The sequence below is a fragment of the Bradyrhizobium sp. BR 10261 genome (assembly GCF_019455395.1).
GTDB classification, from domain to species: domain Bacteria; phylum Pseudomonadota; class Alphaproteobacteria; order Rhizobiales; family Xanthobacteraceae; genus Bradyrhizobium; species Bradyrhizobium manausense.
Map to the genome: position 1 here is coordinate 1 of NZ_JACOFQ010000071.1, position 1,299 is coordinate 1,299.

Genomic DNA, 1,299 nt, shown 5'->3' on the forward strand with positions numbered 1-1,299 from the left:
AGCGGCTGGATCGGGTCGGCTCTCGAATATTATGACTTCTTCATCTATGCGACCGCCGCGTCGCTGATCTTCCCGCAAATCTTCTTCCCGTCGGAAAATCCCACCGTCGCCATCGTCGCATCGCTGGCGACCTATGGCGTCGGCTATGTGGCCCGGCCGGTCGGCGCCTTCGTGCTCGGCCATTGGGGCGACACCCATGGCCGCAAGACCGTTCTGATCGTCTGCATGTTCCTGATGGGGCTGTCGACCATGGCGGTGGGCCTCCTGCCGACCTATCATCAGGTCGGCATCCTCGCGCCGATCCTGCTGGTCGTCCTGCGCCTGATCCAGGGCTTTGCCGTTGCCGGCGAAATCTCCGGCGCGAGCTCGATGATCCTGGAGCACGCGCCGTTCGGCCGTCGCGGCTTCTATGCGAGCTTCGCGCTTCAGGGCGTGCAGGCCGGACAGATTCTCGCAGCCGCCGTCTTCCTGCCGCTGGCGGCCTATATGCCGACCGAGGCCTTCAACAGCTGGGGCTGGCGGATTCCGTTCCTGCTCAGCTTCTTCGTCATCGTCGCAGGCTACATCATCCGCCGCGAAGTCGACGAAACCCCTGCCTTTGCCCGCGAGGAGGGGCGGGGAGAAACGCCGCGCTCGCCCATCGTCCAGGCCATCAAGCTGAGCTGGCCCGACATGCTCCGGGTCATCTGCATGGCGCTGATGAACGTCATCCCTGTGGTCGCGACCATCTTCGGTGCGGCCTATGCGGTGCAGCCGGCCTATGGCATCGGTTTTGCCAAGGATGTCTATCTGTGGATCCCGGTCCTCGGAAACATGCTGGCCATCTTCGTCATTCCCTTCGTCGGCAATCTCTCCGACAAGGTCGGCCGCAAGCCTCCCATCGTCGTGGGCGCGCTGCTCTCCGGCCTGCTCGCTTTCGGCTATCTCTATGCCATCAGCATCAAGAGCGTGCCGCTTGCGATCATGCTGTCGCTGTTGATGTGGGGTGTGGTCTATCAGGGCTACAACGCAATCTTCCCGAGCTTCTATCCGGAGCTGTTTCCAACCCGCACCCGCGTGTCGGCGATGGCGATCTCGCAGAACATCGGCACCACCATCACCGCGCTGCTTCCGGCCCTGTTCGCGACCGTGGCGCCTCCCGGCTCCGCCAACATTCCCTTGACGGTGGGGGCGATCGCCTTCGGCATCACGGTCATCGCGGCACTTGCAGCCGTCACGGCCCGGGAAACCTACCGGGTCCGCATTGACGATCTCGGCAATCCCAAAGCCGTTCCGATCGCGCGGGCCGACTATGATCGG

At 63.7% G+C, this 1,299-nt stretch carries 1 protein-coding gene; it reads left to right on the forward strand.

Translation table 11 applies throughout. The features are described from left to right. Positions 1 to 1,299: MFS transporter (locus HYH07_RS36165; protein WP_220006918.1), on the forward strand; the 1,299-nt coding region annotated here is incomplete at both ends.